The sequence below is a fragment of the Gilvibacter sp. CC01 genome (assembly GCF_055755295.1).
The window spans coordinates 481,918-499,342 of sequence record NZ_CM146909.1 but is presented as its reverse complement, the minus strand read 5'-3'; the positions used below and the strand labels follow the sequence as shown (position 1 = coordinate 499,342).

The 17,425-nt window shown below is 43.2% G+C and carries 19 protein-coding genes; 8 read left to right on the top strand and 11 right to left on the bottom strand.

The genetic code is table 11. From position 1 onward, the window contains the following. Positions 1 to 37 precede the first annotated feature (37 nt). From AC0J2F_RS02380 to AC0J2F_RS02340, 9 genes are all read right to left on the bottom strand, one after another. Positions 38 to 1,141 (bottom strand): DUF4421 family protein, encoded by a 1,104-nt coding sequence (locus AC0J2F_RS02380; RefSeq protein ID WP_473008503.1) that lies wholly within the window; start codon positions 1,139 to 1,141, stop codon positions 38 to 40. Then, positions 1,077 to 2,063 carry a hypothetical protein gene (locus tag AC0J2F_RS02375; RefSeq protein ID WP_473008502.1) on the bottom strand — a complete coding sequence of 329 codons (987 nt, stop codon included), beginning with the start codon at positions 2,061 to 2,063 and terminating at the stop codon, positions 1,077 to 1,079. Before AC0J2F_RS02375 ends, AC0J2F_RS02380 begins: the two co-directional genes overlap by 65 nt. 139 nt (positions 2,064 to 2,202) lie before the next feature. Continuing rightward, positions 2,203 to 2,559: a hypothetical protein gene (locus AC0J2F_RS02370; RefSeq protein ID WP_374959015.1), complete on the bottom strand. Its 357-nt coding sequence runs from the start codon at positions 2,557 to 2,559 to the stop codon at positions 2,203 to 2,205. A gap of 148 nt (positions 2,560 to 2,707) precedes the next feature. Next, complete coding sequence (locus AC0J2F_RS02365) at positions 2,708 to 3,568, bottom strand: YitT family protein (RefSeq protein ID WP_374959016.1); 861 nt, start codon at positions 3,566 to 3,568, stop codon at positions 2,708 to 2,710. A 15-nt stretch (positions 3,569 to 3,583) separates the two neighbouring features. Next, positions 3,584 to 4,108 (bottom strand): hypothetical protein, encoded by a 525-nt coding sequence (locus AC0J2F_RS02360; RefSeq protein WP_473008501.1) that lies wholly within the window; start codon positions 4,106 to 4,108, stop codon positions 3,584 to 3,586. Next, entirely contained in the window at positions 4,098 to 4,343 is a 246-nt protein-coding gene (locus tag AC0J2F_RS02355; RefSeq protein WP_374958418.1) for a putative signal transducing protein, read from the bottom strand. The genes AC0J2F_RS02360 and AC0J2F_RS02355 overlap by 11 nt, the downstream gene beginning before the upstream one ends. A 94-nt stretch (positions 4,344 to 4,437) precedes the next feature. Further along, entirely contained in the window at positions 4,438 to 5,298 is an 861-nt protein-coding gene (locus AC0J2F_RS02350; protein WP_473008499.1) for an OmpA/MotB family protein, read from the bottom strand. 79 nt (positions 5,299 to 5,377) lie between these two features. After that, positions 5,378 to 6,370, bottom strand: coding sequence for a glycosyltransferase family 2 protein (locus AC0J2F_RS02345; RefSeq protein ID WP_473008498.1), 993 nt, complete (start codon positions 6,368 to 6,370; stop codon positions 5,378 to 5,380). Between the two features lie 10 nt (positions 6,371 to 6,380). Next, the gene (locus AC0J2F_RS02340) at positions 6,381 to 6,824 is read right to left on the bottom strand and encodes a type I restriction enzyme HsdR N-terminal domain-containing protein (protein ID WP_473008496.1); all 444 of its coding nucleotides are present in this window, start codon (positions 6,822 to 6,824) and stop codon (positions 6,381 to 6,383) included. 27 nt (positions 6,825 to 6,851) lie between these two features. Between AC0J2F_RS02340 and holA the strand changes: the two genes are divergently transcribed. Continuing rightward, positions 6,852 to 7,853, top strand: a complete 1,002-nt coding sequence (gene holA / locus AC0J2F_RS02335) for a DNA polymerase III subunit delta (protein ID WP_473008495.1) — start codon at positions 6,852 to 6,854, stop codon at positions 7,851 to 7,853. Here holA and AC0J2F_RS02330 read toward each other — a convergent pair. Together AC0J2F_RS02330 and AC0J2F_RS02325 are read right to left on the bottom strand one after the other, a co-directional pair. Further along, a complete protein-coding gene (locus AC0J2F_RS02330) occupies positions 7,834 to 8,535 on the bottom strand; it encodes a DUF6090 family protein (protein WP_473008494.1) in 702 nt (233 codons plus the stop codon). The two genes, holA and AC0J2F_RS02330, sit on opposite strands and share 20 nt — an antisense overlap. Positions 8,536 to 8,577: 42 nt before the next feature. Beyond that, positions 8,578 to 8,958, bottom strand: a complete 381-nt coding sequence (locus tag AC0J2F_RS02325; RefSeq protein WP_473008492.1) for a DoxX family protein — start codon at positions 8,956 to 8,958, stop codon at positions 8,578 to 8,580. A 198-nt stretch (positions 8,959 to 9,156) separates the two neighbouring features. Between AC0J2F_RS02325 and AC0J2F_RS02320 the strand changes: the two genes are divergently transcribed. The 7 genes from AC0J2F_RS02320 to AC0J2F_RS02290 all read left to right on the top strand — a co-directional run bounded on the left by AC0J2F_RS02320 (position 9,157) and on the right by AC0J2F_RS02290 (position 17,300). After that, the gene (locus AC0J2F_RS02320; protein ID WP_473008491.1) at positions 9,157 to 11,955 is read left to right on the top strand and encodes a choice-of-anchor I family protein; all 2,799 of its coding nucleotides are present in this window, start codon (positions 9,157 to 9,159) and stop codon (positions 11,953 to 11,955) included. Between the two features lie 89 nt (positions 11,956 to 12,044). Continuing rightward, positions 12,045 to 12,953 carry a 1,4-dihydroxy-2-naphthoate octaprenyltransferase gene (gene menA, locus AC0J2F_RS02315; RefSeq protein ID WP_473008490.1) on the top strand — a complete coding sequence of 303 codons (909 nt, stop codon included), beginning with the start codon at positions 12,045 to 12,047 and terminating at the stop codon, positions 12,951 to 12,953. A 41-nt stretch (positions 12,954 to 12,994) separates the two neighbouring features. Further along, positions 12,995 to 13,675, top strand: coding sequence for a metal-dependent hydrolase (locus AC0J2F_RS02310; protein ID WP_473008489.1), 681 nt, complete (start codon positions 12,995 to 12,997; stop codon positions 13,673 to 13,675). Next, on the top strand, positions 13,676 to 14,728 hold the full coding sequence (locus AC0J2F_RS02305; protein ID WP_473008488.1) for an o-succinylbenzoate synthase: 1,053 nt from the start codon (positions 13,676 to 13,678) through the stop codon (positions 14,726 to 14,728). Positions 14,729 to 14,731: 3 nt separating this feature from the next. Then, complete coding sequence (locus tag AC0J2F_RS02300) at positions 14,732 to 15,685, top strand: lysostaphin resistance A-like protein (protein ID WP_374958786.1); 954 nt, start codon at positions 14,732 to 14,734, stop codon at positions 15,683 to 15,685. Between the two features lie 14 nt (positions 15,686 to 15,699). Then, positions 15,700 to 16,782 carry an AMP-binding protein gene (locus AC0J2F_RS02295; RefSeq protein ID WP_473008486.1) on the top strand — a complete coding sequence of 361 codons (1,083 nt, stop codon included), beginning with the start codon at positions 15,700 to 15,702 and terminating at the stop codon, positions 16,780 to 16,782. A 65-nt stretch (positions 16,783 to 16,847) separates the two neighbouring features. Then, the gene (locus tag AC0J2F_RS02290; RefSeq protein WP_473008485.1) at positions 16,848 to 17,300 is read left to right on the top strand and encodes a hypothetical protein; all 453 of its coding nucleotides are present in this window, start codon (positions 16,848 to 16,850) and stop codon (positions 17,298 to 17,300) included. Positions 17,301 to 17,425: the final 125 nt, after the last annotated feature.

Genomic DNA, 17,425 nt, shown 5'->3' with positions numbered 1-17,425 from the left:
TTAATTTTTAAAGTGGCCTCTGCGGAGGTCACTTTTTTTACATACCGAATTTCTCGTTGATGCGTCTGGCCTGTTTGGCAATAAATTCTGGTGGGTCTAATCTGATGCCTACAAAGAATCGCGCAAAGACCTGGTCGTTGATCACTGAACTACCAGAACCGGTTTTGGTGTAGATCGATTGAAAGTTTAGTAGTCCACCAGCAATAAAACGCTCCGAGCTATATCCCAATTGCAAACCACCATCGAGTATTACAGGGAAGCGGGTGTCGCGTTCTCGCGCTGTTGTATTCTCTTGAGTAGTGTTACTAAAGCGTATGCCGATTCCTGGGGAGAGTTGCGGTGCTATAAACCAGTTGGAGTGGATCACCCAGGTGTAATAGTATGCGGCAATAAGGTCCAGTTCAAAATTGTTCTCAATTTCTCTGGTTTGATTTAAGGTTGCAGAAATTCGTCGGTAACCATATCGCGCAGTAGGCACAAAGCTGCCCGCGCTTTTTAGTTGCCATTCGGTATTGTACACAATATTTCTAAGAGAAAACCTATCGTTTAAAACGTAAGCTGTGGATCCTCCGTAGTAGGTACGTTTTAGATCTGGAAACTGAATGTAAGGGTCGCTATTGGTATTCCAGTCAGCAATAAAATCCGCAGTATTCTCAACGTAGAATCCTTCATTGCTTTGGTAGGTGAGTTCTTGTGTCCATCGGCCTAAAAAAAAGCGAAATCCAATATCGGTAAGCTCGCTTGAGCCTTTTCTGGCGTCATCCTTATTGGAGTTAAAAAAGTTCGGAGCAAACCCAATGCTAAAACCTAAAAACTCATAATCTAAGGAGAGGTCTAATCGGAGGCTATTGTTGGTGCTCAATGCGATCTGCTCTTGTTGGTCTGAAAAGATGAGAAACTCTTCGTTCTGAGTGTCTAAGTTTAATTTCAAGATGATCTTATCTACGTATGACTTGATTTGCAGGCTGTCTGCTTTTTGAGCAAGTAGCGTATTGGAAATCAGTCCTAGAAGTAGAAGTGGGCTGCAAAACGCAAGCGATGGGCGATATTTGCGTATAGAGAAAATACTTGAATTATTATCTGAATCGAACCGACTCCAAGGTCGCTTTAAACTGCGGTAATCGTTGTAAGGGTTGGTCAAAGGCACTGGCAATAAAAACTAGGGCGCTGTTGGGACCATTTAAGATCGCTGCGTAAAAGACCCCGGTTCTTCCGTCCGCATTCACAGTGGTCTCTAGAACCGTTGCAGGCATTCCACTAATGACCAATTGCTGGGTTTCTTTAGATGTGATCTTTAATTTTCCCTCTTGACTCTCTGTTATTAGCTGCTCAAAGTATTTTTCTTGAGCTTCCACCGGGAGCACGGGAATTGGGGCAAAATTCATAGAGGTCGGGAGGCCTTTTTCCTCTTCAGGATCTCCGCTGAGATTATAAATGTCTACTGTTTTACTGAGAACAGCAGCTTTAAAACCAGTGATATTCGGATCAAAGGTGTAGAATGGTCCGGAGAGATCTTCTGGATTCTGGTCCTTATCGTGTACCATAGATTTAAAAATACTCAAGATCTCGTTGCGAGACTCCGGACTATCGCTAGGATATTCACCAAAGATCAAGCAGACAAAGTCTTGATCTCCAAAAACTAAGGAGGCCTTTCTTTGGGTAGGTAAATTAGAAGGTCCGTCTAGAAAAATTCCGTCGTAGATCCCAAAGCGAATAGGCCGCACAATGTCTACTTTAGATCCGCCGGCTTCGATATTTTCGCGGCTAAAGGCCTTTTTAGCATTCTCAAAGTTCGCAGAAGGTGTTTCTACGATCTGTATAAAAGTATTTTGATCTTTTTGGATCTGATTCTGAGCGCGAATGAACTTGAAATCATCGGGAAGTAAAGCATAAACCTTAGAACCTGGGATGCGTTTGTGCGCTTCTGTAAGCCTACTGTTTACAGTATCTGGAAAGCGAGTTGGATCTTCCTTCGGATTAGTAGAAACAGTCTTTTCATCTTTACAACTGGTGGTAACAACTAGCCCTAAGGACAGTATTAAGAGTAGATTCAGGATGCGCATATTTGCTTGTTTTGTGCAAGCCAAAACTACAGAAAAATGGACAAAACTGAGCCCTTATCTTTTGGGCTTAAGAATTGGAATATAAGTTTCGTCCTCAGGTACTTGTGATTTTTTTTGCCTCACCAATCCGCTTTGTCGGCTAAAACTTTTTATTCGGCTTGTAGCTAACAGCGATTTTGGCTTCTTCTTCCGAATCAAAATAGACCTCAAGACCTTTAGAAAGCAGTAGTTCTCGGGTCTGTTCTGGTTTTACGGTCACTTCCTGTAAAATAATGCCCTCTTTTTGTACTCGTACAGTGAATACACCCTTTCCAATATTGGTGACCACAATTATACTGTTTTCAGCAATGAATGGGTTAATGGTAGCATCTTGTCCGGGCCCTTTTCCGGTTATAGACATGGATTGGTTCGGATCTAGTTCAAGGATGTTCGCATCTTGAGCAAATCCGCAATATACCATGGCAAATAGTGCAAAGAGTGTAGTTGTAATTCTCATAGTTGAATTTTTTTCTAAAGGTACGTCCGCTAGGAACTTAGGTATCCCTAAGGATTCCTAATTCTTTGGTAATGAATCGTTAATCTAAGATGATCCGAAATAAGATGAAAATAGTATAACTAGTATTTTAGTCTAATCAATTCACTCGTTACATTTTTTTTCTGCTGAGGTATTTTCTCAGTATGCCACCTTTGACGTTATTCACATCGAATTCTATTACAAAGGCGTTTGGGTCTAGCTGATCTATAAGTCGCTGTACACGTCGGATATCGATCCTGTTGATCACCGAGTGGATGATCTCTACATTCTCTTTTTCACCACGTCGGCCAAATCCTTTACTACCCGTATAAACGGTCATTCCTATGCCTAGGTTTTCAGTAAATGCCTCGCGCAAGGCAGGTGCCTGTTCAGACACGATCATAAGTCCTACATGATCTTCAAAACCTTCTATGGTAAAGTCAATGGCCTTGGCAGTTACAATGTAGGTCAATATAGAGTATAAAGCAACCTCGATCGAGAGTAAGAAAGCTGTTGCTCCAAAGAGGATGATATTAAAGGCCAAGATTACACGTCCGATACTTATACCCCATTTCTCGTTGATATAGATCCCAAAGATCTCTGATCCGTCTAAGACCGAACCGTTCTTTATGGCCAGGCCAATACCAGCGCCAAGAAACAATCCGCCAAAAATTGAAATGATAAGTTTATCGTCTGTGATAGATTGAAAATTCTCGAAATGAATAACTACTGCAAGCAGTAATACCGAGAATATCGACTTGATCAAGATCTTCCTTGAGACAGTAAACCAACCTATCACGAAAAACGGAATGGTTATGATCGGTAGGGTGTAAGAAAGTTCCACGGTAAAGAGCTCAGAGATCAAAATAGCGATCCCAGTAACTCCGCCATCTAAGAATCCATTGGGCAGCAGAAAGGCTTTTAAGCCTATACTGGCCAAAATAACAGCGATTCCAATTTGTGCGAATTCAAAGAACAGTGATCGATTCATAGGTGTTTAGTTAGCCTACTGCTTCAAATATTGCTTCGGAATAGGATTGTCCGGAGTCTCTGGAGTCCAGTATATATTTACGATCCACCAACGCGTTCCGTCGAACTGCATTTGTATACTGTTTATGCCACGCATAAAGGGTTTGTCGTCTGTCTTGCTGCGGTAGGATTCGTAGGTGCTAAATACCTGACAAATGTTTCCAAAGTGATCTTCTTTGCGCGCTACTTCTACCTCAAAGAATCCGTTTTCTACTAACCAAGGCCCAGACCTTTCGATATAGTCTTGCGGGCTCATATAGGTAAGAGCATGAGCACCACTTTTGGTCTTAACAGAATAGATAAGTTGTCCCTTCGGATGAAACAGATACTTGAAAAGTTCCCAGTCTCTGGCTTCTCCTTTTTCTCCGGATATCACTCCGTATAGGGTTGCTAAGGTGCTGTCTAGCGTTGTTACCAGGGCAGGGTAGGCTTTGTTTTCTTGGGCAATACTTGGCCATGCAAAGCTCAATACTAGCGCCAATAACAGGAGTTTAGGCTTCATCGGTGTGTTGGTTGTTAATAAAGTCTTCTACAACGCCTTTAGCCGTTTCCAGATCGTCTTGATGCACTTTGAGCCTCACAGTGTTTGGGGTGCCTCCGCCAAATCCTGCAGTGATCCCGGCTTGATAGTCGTTTTGAACCATGGTATCAACGCCAGCTGCAGCTAAAAGTCCTTGTAAAACTATCACACGTACCTCTGTTCCAGAGTACACGGTTTCGAATTCTTGTTCACTCATATCGTAAAATAAATGATGGTGTCTGTTAAAGTTAAGTCTTTAAAATAAAAAACCGCGCTTTTGGGCGCGGTTTCTCAAATCTTTATACGAACTCTTAGTCGTTAATAACAGGATCTTTTAGACCGTCTTCTATCATGTTGTAGAACTGGTCGATCTTAGGCAATACAACAATACGTGTACGTCTGTTTCTAGCCTTACCTTCTGCAGAGTCGTTAGAGGCAACCGGTATGTATTCCGAACGTCCTCCGGCTGTCATACGCTTAGGATCTACTCCAAAATCGTCTTGTAATAAACGCACCACGGCAGTAGCTCTAAGTACACTCAAGTCCCAGTTATCTTTAATGCCAGCACGGCTAATTGGGTCGGTATCGGTATGTCCTTCTACCAAGAACTCAAAGTCTGGTTTGTTGTTAACCACTTTGGCCACCTTACCTAGCACTTCTTTGGCACGATCGGTAATAGCATAGCTTCCGCTCTTAAACAATAATTTATCTGAGATGTTTACGTAAACCACTCCTTTTTCTACACTCACCTCAATGTCTTCGTCGTCCAGGTTGCCCAGAACTCCTTTAAGGCTTTGAACTAAGGCTAGGTTCACAGAATCTCTACGAGTAACCGCATCTTGCAGTTTGCGAATGGTCAGATCCTTTTCTTTAAGGCTTTCCAATGAGCGCTCCAAGTTCGCTGCACCTTGTTGGGTAAGGGTAGTGAACTCTCCAATTTGTTTGATCAGATCGCCATTGGTGGCGTTTAGTGAGGCAACTTGAGATTCTAAAGAGTTGGCACGAGCTGTAAGACCCGCTTTTTCCTCCAAACAGCTGTTTAGTTTAACTGTTGCAGAATTTAATAAATCTTCAGTGTTGCGTTGTTTTGCTTCTAATTCAGCATATTGCTTTTTAGAAACACAGGAAACCGCAGTAAGGGCAATCGCGGCAATTAATGCTATTTTCTTCATAAATCTCGGTTTAGTGATGTAAAATTAGTGGATAAGCTGCTTAGCTAAAAATCCTTAACAATACTTTAGGTAAAGGTAGTTAAAGCTTCCCAAAAGAACGAATCCCAGCAACAAAATAGTTCCATACTATGCTGCTATGGGTGTAGTATTTTTCGTTTTTGTAAACCCCTGGCTTACTTTTGCTTATGCTGCTGTAATTTCTGTAGAAATCCAAATGTGCCCGTAAGATGGCGCTGAGATGGGCAAATTTACCTTGTAGTAAAAATCGCAGTCCTGCCAAGCCGTCAAGTAACATGCGTACAAAGATGCGTCGCATTGCGGTAAAGCCCTTGAGATTTTTGGCTAAACAGTAAAGCGAATTCCTAAAGTTGTAGTAGGTTTTCTGCGGATGCATACTTGGCAGGGTTCCCCCGCCTAAATGATAGACCACCGCTTGCGGTATGCATTTCACAGTGCGGCCCATGTGAAACAAGCGCCAACATAGGTCGATCTCTTCCATATGAGCAAAGAAACGCTCGTCAAGACCTCCTGCAGCAATAAAATCGTCCTTGCGAATAAACAAACAAGCACCACTGGCCCAAAAGATATCAAGTGGCTCATTGTATTGCCCCTTATCTTCTTCCAGACTGTCAAAAATACGTCCGCGGCAATAAGGATAGCCGTATTTGTCTATAAATCCACCGGCTGCTCCTGCATATTCGAACTGCTTCGGTTGGCTATGATCTAAGATCTTAGGCTGAGCCGCCGCCAAGTCGCTATAGTCGTTAAAGGCTGCCTGCATGGGTTCTAACCAGGCGGGTGTTACTTCAACATCGCTATTGAGTAAGACCCAAAGGGGTTCGTCGACCTGTTTTAAAGCCTCATTGTATCCGCCTGCGTAACCACTATTGGTCTTGTTCTGAATTATGGTGATCTGTGGATAGTGATCTTTTACAAAGGCGACCGAATCGTCCGTAGAGGCATTGTCGGCAACGTAGATATGTGCCCCTTCACTGTGAGCCATCACCGAAGGCAAATAGGTCTCTAGCAAAGACTTTCCGTTCCAATTAAGTATAACGACCGCAGTTTTCACAAAGGCAAATTTAGGCATACGGTGGCAACTCTGCTAAGAAATTATAGCGTCCTTGCTGGTAATCTAATTGACAATAATAATGAGACAGTCCATTGGTCACCATTAGCAAGTCTGCTTTAAGCGATAGATTATAACGCGCAATCTGATCAAAGGTCTCTTGCGTAATTGCCACGCTAGGGGCTTTGCATTCTACCAGAATGCGAATTTTTCCCTCCGGAGTAAATACAACTACATCGTAGCGTTTCTTTAATCCGCTCACTTGCAGTTGCTTTTCTACATTAATCAAACTCAAAGGGTAGTGGAGCCCTTCGTTGAGGTAACGCACACAATGTTGGCGCACCCATTCCTCTGGGGTAAGTACCACGAATTTTTTTCTAACCACATCAAAAACGCCGGGCTTATTTTTGGTATTTTTGAAGCGAAACTCGTACCGAGGAAATGCCAGTTGCTGCATAGAGCAAAGGTGCATCTTTTTTTTCAGATGGAAGACGTAAAGCGCATAGTGGCCGATATTAGAAACGGCAATTTTAAACCCATTTACTTTTTAATGGGCGAGGAGGCCTATTATATCGATCAGATAGCTGATTATATAGAAGCCAATGCGTTAGATGAGTCTCAACGCGACTTTAACCAAATGATTCTTTACGGCAGAGATGTTAGTATTGATGATATTGTTGGACAGTCCAAGCGTTTCCCTATGATGGCAGAGCGCCAAGTGGTCATTGTAAAAGAGGCGCAAGACCTTTCGCGCACTATTGAGCAGTTGGTAAGCTACGCAGAGAATCCGCAGCCAACAACGGTGCTGGTTATCTGTTACAAATACAAAACACTAGACAAGCGCAAAAAGCTTTACAAGACCCTCAGCAAACAAGGCGAACTCTTTACCAGTAAAAAACTTTACGAGAATCAAGTTCCAGATTGGATTCGCAGGGTGCTCAAAGGGCGTGGATATACCATAGCGCCTAAAGCTGCTCAGATGCTTGTTGAGTTTATTGGGACCGATCTTTCCAAGATCAACAACGAATTGGAAAAATTACAACTCATAGTGTCCGTTGGTACTGAGATCAGTCCAGAGATTATAGAAGAGAATATTGGGATAAGCAAGGAGTTCAACAATTTTGAATTGCAAAAGGCCATAGGCGAACGCAATATCAAGAAAGCCTACAGTATAGCGCAGCACTTTGCACAGAACCCCAAGAACCATCCGTTGGTCATGACGGTGGCTTTACTCTACAGTTTTTTCAACAAATTACTCAAGTACCACGCCCTGCCAGACCCATCCGCAGCACCAAAAGTACTAGGAGTAAGTCCTTACTTTATCAAAGATTATCAGGTAGCAGCGAGAAATTATCCGATGAAACGCGTAAGCGCCATTATAAAAGGTATACGTGTGGTGGATATGAAGAGTAAAGGAGTAGGGGCGCACAACATGAGCCAAGGCGATTTGCTCAAAGAACTCCTTATTACGATTTTTGATCATTAGGGACCAGGCGCTCATCGAGCCTTTTTAGGGCTTCCTCTGCTTGTGTCTTGTACTGACGCAAAACCGGCAACAGATTTTTACAGGCTATCACATTAAAAAATGCCACCCGATTGCGGTATTCTGGGTCTTCTGAAATATAGTCCAGATAGGCCTCCGGTAATTTGCCACTAAGTATGTCGGCAAACCAAGGTTGGGTGTTTCTCCATTGCTCTAACGTACTATAAGTATCCTCTTCCACACGAGAGGAGATCTCGTCTATGATATTTATAAAACCGTTGTAGAACTGCACAATTTCTACCGCCAAGGAATCCTTGTTCTCATTGGACTGATTAAAGTTGCGTAATTGGCTGTAACCTTTGTCATTGAGTTTAAAAGGAACATAGGTGGTTATCATGGAATGACAAGGCAAACACCGTTTGTAATCTTCTCTTGTAAAGAAACCTTTAGAAATGCTATCTGCGAGTTTTTCTCGAGCTTCATAATACGGGATGATCCGCCCTACCAAAGTAGTGTCTATGACAAGGTCTGCCTTAACATCAGAAAAGATAGCCAGCAGTTCATCCCGTTCTTTTTTTTGCTCATTAGCATTGTTTATGGCCAAGGCGATCAATATTCCAGCTACAACCAAAACGATCTCACCCAAGGCATATAAGAGGTAACGTCCAACTTTGCCTTTGCTCATCGCTGGTAATTTAGAAAGTTTAAAGAATCGTCCGGCCAAAAATTAAAACAGTTGTTTAATGGTGTATTTGCCGCCACCCATCAGGGCAATTGCGGTAAAGCCAACCAGATACATCAATGCTTTTTCCATAGAGCTAAAAGGATCATTGCCATGCACTATAAATGCGGCTACGGCCATAGTAATGATTACCGGAATGGCGGCCAATCTAGTCCGTAGACCCAAGATGATCAACACAGGACAAATCGCCTCAGCAAATACCACAAGAATGAAACTTAAGGTTGAACCGATCCCTAAGGGGTCTCCAAAGCTCATATCGCCTTGGATTAAGTTTATTAATTTGGGAATGCCGTGGGTTAGCATTAGGGCAGACATACCCACTCTTAATACCAACAGTCCGGTTTGGTAATTTTTAGAAACGCTCATAAAAGTTAGTTAAGTTGTTCGTTTTAAAGGTAAGCAAATTCATATAACCTTGTTTTTACCTTTTCTTTAAAAAACAGTTGACAAACAGATAGTCGTGTAATAATAAATCATGATAGGTTAATATTCTTTTAAACATAAGGCCTCTTTGTAGCGGTAATTTTAGGATGATTTAAATCCAACAATATTTATCAAATTGACATGAAAAAAATTACAACGACTTTATTATTACTTGGCGGAATCTTTGCTTACGGGCAGGATGCTAGCGTTGGTACTGTCATTGCCGGTACCAGCTTTGAAGAACCGGCCGCTGTTGGCGGTTCCTATACAGACACCGGTGATGCTGCTGTGGCCCACGATCTTGTGAACAATGCTGGAGAGCCTTTAGTGGATTATGTGGCGGTAGCTACTGAACTAGGTTTTGACGCCGTTTATGAACCTTACGACACTCCTGGTTCTGGACTTACTGATGGTGACTTTGTAGGAGTAACTGATTTTACTGGAGCTGTAGGTGCTTACACCGACGGAACTCAAGGCTACCAGATATCAGATTCTGACGGAAACATGATCACCACTTTTGATCTTGTAGACATGGATGGGTTCACCAATAATGAAGTGTCCTTGGACCTGTTTATTAATAGCACCGGTTATGAAGGTGATGGAACCGTGAATGAAAGTGGTTCTGACCGAATTCGTGTTTATGTGGTTGATATAACAGACGGCAGTGAATACGATCTTTTAGACACTACAGGTTCAGACATTAATGACTTAGCCATTGAAGGCGCTTGGCAAAACCTAAGTGTTAGCTTGCCAGATAACGCTCAGGCCGAGTTGGTCTTTGAAGTTCGCACCAACTCTTCTTCAGAAGCGGTTTATATGGACAATGTGGTCTTTACTGGTGAGGAGGTTCCTCCAGCAGTAAGTTTTACTTTGCCTTTTAATTCAGTTCCAGAAGACGGTGGAAGCATTGAAGTTGAAGTAGAAATTGCAGAAGCACCCGCTGCTGATGTAACTGTGGATGTAGTGTTGGTTTCTGGTGGAACTGCTGCAGAAGGAGCTGATTTTACTTATGCTGCTACCCAAACTTTGACCTTCCCTTCGGGGAGTTCAGCTCCACAAGCACTCAACATTCCAATTATCAATAATACGGATGATGGAAGCGATGTGTTTTTTGTTTTAGAGCTGCAAAACCCATTAGGAGTTTCTATTGATGAGGATGACCTAACCGCGATCTACATTTTAGATGATGACACCGTGGTTCCTACTGGGGACCCTGCTGTTTTGGATATTAACTTTGTAGACAGCTATTTGGTTGATGCTTCTGGAACTGCAGAGATCACTGCATATGATCCAGATACGCAGCGCCTTTTTGTAACCAACTCGAACAGTATAGAGATCCTTGACTTTAGTGATCCTGCGAACATATCTTCTATAGCCTCTGTTGATGTTTCTGGTTTTGGAGATGGTGTTCAGTCTGTTGCAGTAAACAACGGAATTGTCGCAGCCGCCATTGCTGCCGATCCGGCAACAGACCCTGGAGTGGTGTTATTTATGGACACAGATGGAGGTTCTCAATCTACAGTAACTGTAGGAGCGCTGCCTGATATGTTGACATTCACGCCTGATGGAACCAAAGTTTTGGTAGCCAATGAAGGAGAGCCAAATGGCGATTACTCCGTTGACCCAGAAGGGAGCATCGCTGTGATTGATGTTACCGGAGGTCTGGGATCTATTGTTGATTCAGACGTAACGATTGTTGACTTCAACGCCTTTGACGGTACGGAAGCAGCTTTAAATGCAGCGAACATTCGTATTTACGGCCCGGGAGCTAATGCTTCTCAAGATTTAGAACCTGAATACATTACTGTTGCTAGCGACAGCCAGACCGCTTATGTGGTGTGTCAAGAGAACAATGCCTATGCCGTTGTTGATTTGAACACAAATACGGTAACGGATCTATTTAGCTTCGGATTGAAAGATCACAGTCTACCTCAAAACTCTTTAGACGTTTCTGACGAGACCGATTTTGTATTTAATGCCAGTTGGCCAATTTTTGGAATGTACATGCCAGATGCCATCGATTTCTATGAAGTAGGAGGTACAGGGTATATCGTTACCGCCAATGAAGGCGATGCACGTGAGTATGACACTTATGTTGAGGAATTCAAACTAGACGATGACGAATACACTTTAGACCCGGCTGTGTTTAGTGATATCGACATTTTAGAGCTAGAATCTAATTTGGCCGAGATCAATGTTTCCATCGCCTCTGGAGATACAGATGGTGATGGAGAATTTGAAGAGATTCACGTTTACGGAGCCCGCTCTTTCAGTATTTACAATGCAGACACTGGCGCACAGGTCTTTGATAGTGGAAACGACTTCGAAGTGATCACTGCGGCAGATCCAGTTTACGGCGGCATCTTTAATGCCAGCAACAGCAATAACAATTTCAAGAACCGTTCGGACAATAAAGGGCCTGAGCCAGAAGGTGTAGTTGTTGCAGAGATTGGAACTTCCTTTTACGCTTTTGTCCTTTTAGAGCGCATTGGAGGTTTTATGACCTATGACATTACTGACCCGAACAATCCGGTATTCATTGAGTACAACAACTCTCGAGGCGCTGTACCCGGAGATGATGAATCTGGAGATTTGGCACCAGAAGGTGTGGTCTATGTTTCTGCTGAGCAAAGCCCTACGGGTATTGCACATTTAGTGATCTCTAACGAGGAGAGCGCTACTTTGAGCATTTGGTCCTTAGACAATGTATTGAGTGTGGACGAGTTCCAAACTGCTGACGATAAATTCACCATCCATCCAAACCCCACAACCAGCACCGTTTTCTTTAGCACCCCTGGAGATTACACCATTTACGACATTCAAGGAAGATTGATCGTACAACTTAAGCAACAAGCATTTTTTGATGCTTCTGGGTTAAAAAGTGGTGTTTATTTGATTCGCAATGAAAACGGACTTGTTCAACGTCTGATCAAGCAATAGTCTCCTTTCCAAATCTGCTGTTTTAAAATTCGCCTCGTTTGATTAGTACGGGGCGGATTTTTTTTGCCGTATTTTTGCAAAAACACTTTATGAGTACCACCAAAGCTTGGATCAGTGCGGCACGCCCCCGAACGCTACCCTTATCGATAGCAGGCATAATTGCTGCAGGCGCTTTAATCCTGCCTTCCGGATATTTTGATGGCCTGATCTTTACCCTGTCCATTTTTACAGCTATAGGGTTTCAGGTACTTTCTAATTTTGCTAACGACTACGGCGACGGTGTTAAAGGCACCGATAACGAAGACCGAGTTGGCCCTGCGCGTGCCATGCAAAGTGGAGCGCTCACCGCGACAGCTTTAAAAATGGGCATGTATCTAACTGCAATCATTACATTGCTCTTGGCGGTAGCCTTGATTTATCGAGCTTTTGGAGCCGAAAAACTTCTTTATGCCTTGGCGTTTCTCGCATTGGGAATCGCCGCTATCATCGCTGCTGTAAAATACACCGTAGGGGATTCGGCTTACGGTTACCGCGGTCTGGGCGATGTATTTGTGTTCGTTTTCTTTGGTCTTGTCAGTGTTGTGGGAGGTTACTTTTTATACAATCAAAGCATACAGCTAACAGTGGTTTTGGCTGGAGCTGCCATTGGACTTTGGAGCGCAGCCGTACTCAATCTGAACAATATGCGAGACCGCGAAAGCGATACTGAAGCTGGTAAGAATACCCTGGCGGTAAAGTTGGGCAAACAAGGCAGCATGAATTATCACAGTTTTCTCATCTTAGGCGGAAGTGTCTGTGCCATAGTCGGGCAATATTTAAGTTGGGATTCTACAGGCTACTGGGGCCTTTTACCGCTAGTCGCTGTAGTGTTGCTGAACAAACACTTAACGGTAGCTAGAAACACTAAAGACCATAAAAGTTTGGATCCACAGTTAAAAGTAGTGGCACTTAGTACTTTTGGTTATGCTGTACTTTTGCTGCTAGCCAACTTGCTTTAATAGGCCCATAGTCCGTATCTTTAACTCAAAACATTTACGGCATGCAAATTCAGTATTTAGGGCACAACACCCTCGCTATAAAGACCAGTGAGCATCATATAATTATCGACCCTTTTATCAATGGAAATCCGCTTATCGAAGACAAATCGATCCTAGATCAATTGGAGGCCGATTTTATCTTGCTTACCCATGCGCATCAAGATCATGTTTTGGATGCAGAAGCTCTGGCCAAACGTACTGGGGCGGCCATAGTTTCCAATTATGAGATCGCCATGCATTACGGTGCCAAGGATATCCCGGTTCACCCTATGAATCACGGAGGGCACTGGAATTTTCCCTTCGGGCGAGTGAAATATGTAGCCGCAGTGCATACTAGTGGTTTTGCTGATGGTAGCTACGGAGGAGAACCTGGTGGTTTTGTCATTGAGGCAGACGGCAAGACGGTTTATATCGCCGGCGATACAGCACTGACCATGGACATGAAGCTCATTCCCTTAGAATACAAACTGGATCTTGCGGTCTTACCTATTGGAGATAATTTTACTATGGGCTACAAAGATGCCGTACATGCCAGTGATTTTGTAGCTTGTGATAGGGTCTTGGGAGTTCACTACGACACCTTTGGTTATATCGAGATAGACCAAGAGGCTGCAAGTGCTGCCTTTAAAGCTGCAGGTAAACAATTAGAATTGCTACCTATAGGAGGCAGCTTGACTGTTTAAATGAAAGCTAGTTACCAATCTTATTTGCTGAACTTTAAACGGCCCAGCAGAACTTCTCGAGGTGTGCTTACACAAAAGCAGTCTTATTTTTTACAATTGCGAGATGGTGAGCATTGGGGTATAGGCGAATGTGCTTTATTACGTGGGTTGAGCATAGACGACAGACCGGATTACGAAGATAAATTGGCTTGGCTTTGTGCAAACATAGATAAGCCGATAGCGGAGCTAATAGAAGCTTTGATAGATTTTCCTTCGATCCGCTTCGGATTGGAAATGGCGCTGGCCTCTTTACACAACGAAGATCCCTACGAACTCTTTCCTTCTGACTTTACGCAGAAAGAAGCTCCAATTCCAATAAACGGCCTAATCTGGATGGGCAGTCTAGCGTTTATGAGTGAGCAGATAGAGCAGAAGCTCGCTGCGGGTTTTGATTGTATAAAGATGAAGATCGGCGCTATCGATTTTCAGGCGGAGTTAGATATTTTAAAACACATTCGAACTCGTTTTGATGCCAAAACTATTGAACTCCGAGTAGATGCAAATGGTGCTTTTAGCTCTGCAGAGGCACTGGACAAACTCAAACGTTTGTCTGAGTACGAGATCCATTCGATAGAGCAACCCATAAAACCCAAGCAGTGGGAGGAAATGGCAGCACTTTGTGCCACTAGTCCTTTGCCCATCGCCCTTGACGAAGAGCTCATTGGTGTGCATGACCCTGAGCAACAACTGCAAATGTTGGCTGCTATTAAGCCACAATACCTGATCTTTAAACCCAGTTTGCTCGGTGGATTCGCAGCCACGGATCAGTGGATAGCTGCGGCGGACAAATTCGATATTCCCTGGTGGATCACCTCCGCCCTAGAAAGTAATATCGGTTTAAATGCTATTTGTCAATATACCTTTTCAAAAAGAACTATCTTGCCACAAGGTCTGGGAACAGGCAGTCTCTACACCAATAATGTAGAAGCGCCTTTGGTGGTGGACTCAGGATATATCCACTATTGTAAGACAGGCCAATGGAATCTAAATGTTTTAAATTTAAAGTCATTATAGTCTATGTACATAGCACAGGCGTATAAATCCCTCTATCAACCATGGCGCTACCTTTTGGGAGTGGTCATCGTTTTTATAGCCTCCCAACTCGGGAGTATTCCTTTTATCATTGCGATTTTTATGAAACAATCTGCCAGCGGTGGCAGTATGTTAGAATTGAGCGACGAGGCAGATATGTTCAGCGTGTTGGATTCCAATAGCACCTTGTTCTTTATGTTGCTGAGTTTCGCCATCGGATTGGCAGCCTTGCTCATCTGGGTGAAATATGTGCACAAACAGTCGTTTGTAAGTCTTACAACGGCCCGTTCTAAGATCGATTGGGGCAGGGTAATGTTTGGGTTTTTGCTTATTGGGTTAACAACCACCGTGTTAACCGTATTAGATTATTATGGAAATCCGGATGATTATGTACTGCAGTTCGACGCTAAGCTATTTGCTATTTTAGCTGTTATTGCAATAGTCTTTATTCCGTTACAGACCAGCATGGAAGAATATCTTTTTCGAGGTTATCTGATGCAAGGAATAGGAATAATGGCCAAGAACCGATGGTTACCCTTGCTTATAACATCCTTTGTTTTTGGAGGCTTGCATTTTTTCAATCCAGAGGTCGAAAAGTTAGGCAACATAGTAATGATTTATTATATCGGTACCGGCTTGTTCTTGGGCATAATTACACTGATGGATCAAGGAATGGAACTCGCTCTAGGGTTTCATGCCGGGAACAATTTAATAGCGGCACTTCTAGTTACTGCAGATTGGACCGTATTCCAAACCAATTCGATATTCTTGGATGTTTCCGAGCCCGCGGCAGGTTTTGATGTATTGGTTCCTGTCTTGGTAATCTATCCGATATTTCTGGCCATCATGGCTTACAGATATAAATGGAAAGATTGGTCAGGGCGGCTGTTTGGAGAGGTGCCTCCACCCCCAGAGCGCGATCCGATAGATTACCTCTAATATAAGATTCCCCCGTGATAGCCGTACATCCTGCCTTTAAACTCAATGGTCTTAGCTTTGATAGCGCAGAAGAACTATTGGGCTTTACGCTGAACTTGGAACAGCAAGGTGCAGATCACGAAGTATCCTTGTCCAAATTCTTGCAAGAGTGGTTGAATAATGATGACTTCATTATTACTACAACCTCCGGATCCACAGGAACGCCTAAAGCCATCCGCATGCCTAAGAGCGCTATGGTCTACAGTGCACGCAAAACTGGCGAAGCGCTAAACCTTGGCCCAGAAACAGAAGCCTTGTTGTGTTTGTCTTCGGATTATATTGCTGGAAAGATGATGTGCGTGCGTGCCCTAACCCTAGGTTGGCATCTGCACGTGGTAGCTCCGTCTATGGAAGCTTTGACAGAATACGATTCCGAGTACGACTTTGTGGCCATGGTTCCTGCTCAGGCCATGCATTCACTCGCAGCCTTAGACAAAGTTGGCACTTTGCTTATTGGTGGTGGTGTAATATCTACTCAATTGGAGGAGGCCTTGCAAAAGGTGGCAACAGCCGCTTATGTTTCTTACGGCATGACAGAAACGGTTAGTCATATTGCCTTAAGACGTATTAATGGAGATCAGTCTTCCGCATATTACAAGGCCCTGCCCGAGGTATCTCTTTCGCTAGACAGCAGAGGATGCTTGGTGATCAACGCTCCGGGTATCGCTAAAGAACCCGTTATTACTAATGATCTAGTGGAGTTTAAAGATGAGATTCACTTCAAATGGTTAGGTCGCATAGACAATGTGATCAACTCTGGCGGTATAAAGATCTATCCCGAACAAGTTGAAGCCGCCTTAGAAGATCAGTTGGATGTACCTTTCTTTATTGCTGCCGAGCCAGACCCAGTCCTTGGGCAGCGGGTAGTTCTAGTTGTGGAAAGTCCTACTAAAGATGGCCGTGCTTCTGGAGTACATAAAGGGCTCTTTGATAACTTGCCTAAGTATTCTCGTCCGAAGAAGATCTACGGAGTTTCAAAATTCAGATATACCGAGACCGGTAAGATCAGACGTAAAGAAGTCTTGTCACTCATTGAAAGTTATCCTAAGAAAAAGTAATCCTTGGTATAGTTTTTGTCCTTTCTGGTTGAAATTTAAGATATTTGTAACCTAAAATATACATCATGCAGCCAAAGAGTCTACTGCTAATTCTATTAATTGTGTTCGGTTCCTTAGGAACAGCCCTAAGTCAAAACATGGGACAGATACCTAGAGGACAGCGGGGATATGTTCCGCCACCATTACCAAGAGATCAGGGCGCTATTGCCATTGAGAACACTTTAGAGGATATAGACGAGAAGATGGATCTCTACGCCACAGAGTTTGAACTGGATGCATTTGAAAAGGCGGTTGTTAAGAATTATATCGTAGAATATGAAAAAGAGAAGATGGCTGTTATGGCAGACGAGACGGTTTCTTACGATGTAAAACAACAGACCTATAAAAAGCTCAACGAAAAACTATCTGGAAATCTTTCCACCATGCTGACCGAAGAGCAAGTTGCCCGTTTTGGAGAGCTGCACTTTGGCGATCAGAAGAAGAAAAAGAAGAAAAAACGTCGCAATAAGAACAACTAATTGCAAAAAGGGCCTCGGCCCTTTTTTTTATGGCCGATTTTTTGCAGATGCGCTCGTAAAGTTTGAACGGAATTAACTAAATCATCGCTGTGATGTGTTTATTTAGTACTTGCCTTTCTGGGTCT